This window comes from Rhizobium sp. rho-13.1, from assembly GCF_007000305.1.
GTDB lineage: Bacteria > Pseudomonadota > Alphaproteobacteria > Rhizobiales > Rhizobiaceae > Rhizobium > Rhizobium rhododendri.
This window is the reverse complement of the sequence record NZ_SCFL01000060.1, coordinates 1-2904: the sequence shown is the minus strand read 5'-3', so window position 1 is coordinate 2904 and position 2904 is coordinate 1. Positions and strand designations below refer to the sequence as shown.

The 2904-nt window shown below is 59.9% G+C and carries 3 protein-coding genes; 1 reads left to right on the top strand and 2 read right to left on the bottom strand.

Annotated elements, in window-relative coordinates; all coding sequences use genetic code 11:
• Both EQW76_RS28535 and EQW76_RS28530 read right to left on the bottom strand, forming a co-directional pair.
• Positions 1–501: hypothetical protein (locus tag EQW76_RS28535; RefSeq protein WP_202617245.1), on the bottom strand; the 501-nt coding region annotated here is incomplete at its 3' end.
• Positions 502–1008: 507 nt separating this feature from the next.
• Entirely contained in the window at positions 1009–1680 is a 672-nt protein-coding gene (locus EQW76_RS28530; protein ID WP_142832603.1) for a DJ-1/PfpI family protein, read from the bottom strand.
• 74 nt (positions 1681–1754) lie between these two features.
• On the opposite strand from EQW76_RS28530, the gene EQW76_RS28525 reads away from it, so the two are divergent.
• Complete coding sequence (locus EQW76_RS28525; RefSeq protein WP_143123519.1) at positions 1755–2720, top strand: GlxA family transcriptional regulator; 966 nt, start codon at positions 1755–1757, stop codon at positions 2718–2720.
• The last annotated feature ends 184 nt before the right edge of the window (positions 2721–2904 follow it).

Sequence of the window (2904 nt, the reverse complement as noted above, 5' to 3'; positions counted from 1 at the left end):
CTTCGAGCTGTCTAGCCAGGATCGGCGGAAAAATGGGGGATATTTCCGCGACCTGTTAAACACATTTGTAGGTAAATGGCGGAGCAGCGCGAAAAGCTTGTTACCACTTTGGAGGGCGGCACGATGGCTTTGGCGGTTGTGCAGAACAACGAGGTTGCTTAGATCACTGAGACGCCAAGAAAGGCCTTCCGACGTGAGAAGAGCCGCATTTTTGACCGCGACCGAAACGGCCTCGGTCGAAATGTCGGACATGCTGATATTTTGCAGCTGGTCGCCATGCAAAAACCCCAACACGGTTGCGAGATAGCCGCCTCCGCAAGTTGGATCATAGAAATGATAGGGTGACGGCCGGCCCCCGCTTGCTAGAACGGATGCCGCTCGCAGGAACAATTCACTGGCGAGACGGACAGGAAAGGCGGTGAGACCGGGTCGGCTAAATAGAACTCGACCGCTCGCCAAATCTTCGCTTGGAAGATCGGCGCGAGAATACGCGAATTTCATGGAAGGCTCTCAAAATCGCAGCCAGCACTACAGGCTCGCCAAAGCGAGGCTGGCTAAAACGTACCCAGGTGCGATGCACCTGCTTCGAACCCCTTCGGCAAGGGGAGAGCCTTTAGGCGTCGAAGAAGGCCGTTGCGATGTTGAGAACAAAGGTTTTCATAACGAGGGGAGCTTACCGTCTGGCAGGTCCTCCTGCAAGAGTGTCGCGAATCTCCCGATTAAAATTTCAGTTTCGCGACTGGGTTTTGCGCCGCTGCAGAATACCGACTTTTGCGCCGGAATCCGCAGCGCGGTCGTCGGCGCATTGCTGGCCTTCTATATGTGATAATGTCCTGTATCATATATATGAAGCGGGTCTGCGCATATTCGACAGGGAACTAAGGCTTGTCGTTTCGTTGGATATCGGCGCCTGGACCGCTCATGGCATCGGCGGGATAAACATTGCTTCCGTCGCACGCGGACGGACTGGGGTATCGGGTTAAGATGCGCAGATCTGGATGTCTGTTTCTATACAGACCTGCCGACCAGAAGCGCCTCGCGTTCCGCTCGCGATCCCGCCATGCGGGCTCGCGCTGCCGCAAGCACGGACGAGGGGGCAGTTTCGGGCAGGCCCGAGCTGAAGGGAGGCGCCGGCGCATATTCTAGCGAGAGCTGGATTATCTCGGCCTCCTCCCGTCCCAATAGCTCCGCGACAACAGTAAGTCCGAAGTCGATACCAGACGTCACGCCACCCGCGGTGATGAGGGATCCGTCTCGAACGACCCGCTCCTTTGCCGGTACCGCGCCGAAGCGCTCCAAAAAGGCGTGCGCGTTCCAGTGCGTGGTGGCCCTCCGGCCCTCAAGGAGACCGGCCTGGCCAAGAACGAGCGATCCCGTGCAAACTGACGTCACGAAGCGAGCCTTCGCCGCCTTGTCCCGCACAAAGGCGAGCGTCTCCTCATCGGAAAGCAGCGCATTGATGCCGGCGCCGCCTGGCACGCAAAGAACGTCGAAGTCCGGCGCGTCGGCAAAACGCGTGTCGGGCCTCAGCCAGAGGCCGGTCGAGGATCGCACGGGTTCAAGGTCCTTCCATACGAGATGGACCTCGGCGCCATCAGCGGAAGCGAAGACCTCGTAGGGACCGGTGAGGTCCAATTGCTGGACTGCGGGGAAGCAGAGAATACCGAAACGAAACTTCATGGGCCAACTCCTGTCTTGACTGCCAGACTTTAACGCGTGATGACTTGGCAATTGCGCCAATCATCGCTCATTTCATGCCAAACGCTTCACCTCATCGCATAGAGATTCTTGCCTTCGCGAATGCTCAGCTTCTGGACATCACGGGGCCGGCGCAGGTCTTTGCCACGGCCAACGACCTCACCCCGTCTGGCGCCCCAAAACCTTATGCAATCACCATCGTCTCCGCTGAAGAGGAGGTCGCAACGAGCTCTGGCATCGTTTTGAGATCTGAGGCACTGGCCCAGGCGGCGAGCGGCCCCGGAACCCTGATCGTCTCCGGTGGCTACGGCATCAACGCTGCCTGCCGCGACCCCGCCCTTCTCGACTGGATCCGTCGACGGGCCGCTTCGACGGCTCGGACCGCATCCGTTTGCAGTGGTGCCTTTCTTCTCGCCGAGGCCGGGCTTCTCGATGGCCGCCGTGCCGTGACGTATTGGGGGCGATGTGCCGAGTTCGCCGCACGCTATCCCGCGGTTCATCTTGATCCCGATCCAATCTTTATCCGTGATGGACCGATTTGGACCTCGGCAGGCGTCACCGCTGGGATCGATCTGGCACTGGCGATGGTGGAAGCCGACAAGGGGCGGCCGTTGGCGCTGGCAGTCGCGCGCCAGCTCGTCGTGTTCCTTAAGCGGCCCGGTGGACAGGCACAGTTCAGCGCCGCGCTCGCGCTACAAGAAGCCGACGCGACATTCGAGCGGCTTCATGGCTGGATCGCGAACCATCTCGATCGCGACCTGTCACTCGGTGTTCTGGCTGACCAAATGGGCATGAGCCTTCGTTCCTTCTCCCGCCACTATAAAAAATCCACCGGCCGCACTCCGGCGGAAAGCGTCGAGACTATCCGCGTCGAAAGCGCCCGCCGGCTTCTCGAGGACGGCGCATGCGTGGCGCGAACCGCCACGCGATGCGGCTTCGGCTCGACCGAGACTATGCGCCGGGCTTTTCTCCTCCGTCTGGGCGTTGCCCCCAACGCATACCGGGACCGGTTTCATGGATAGACGGGCCTGTTTCGCACATGGCGGTCTTGAACGTTCCGAACTGACGCCCTCAAGATCTAGATTGCGTCACAGCCTGTTACTTTGTCTCGTTTGAACGCTCCGATCGCGGCAACCACCCCTCCCGTCAAAAGCGCGATGCCCCCAGCTTCCGTCAAAGTTGGAAGCCGTCCATGCGCCGCTAACC

Excerpts from the sequence above, each read along its gene's own strand:
- EQW76_RS28530 (WP_142832603.1), bottom strand. The coding sequence starts at position 1,680 with ATGAAGTTTCGTTTCGGTATTCTCTGCTTCCCCGCAGTCCAGCAATTG.
- EQW76_RS28525 (WP_143123519.1), top strand. The coding sequence starts at position 1,755 with ATGCCAAACGCTTCACCTCATCGCATAGAGATTCTTGCCTTCGCGAAT.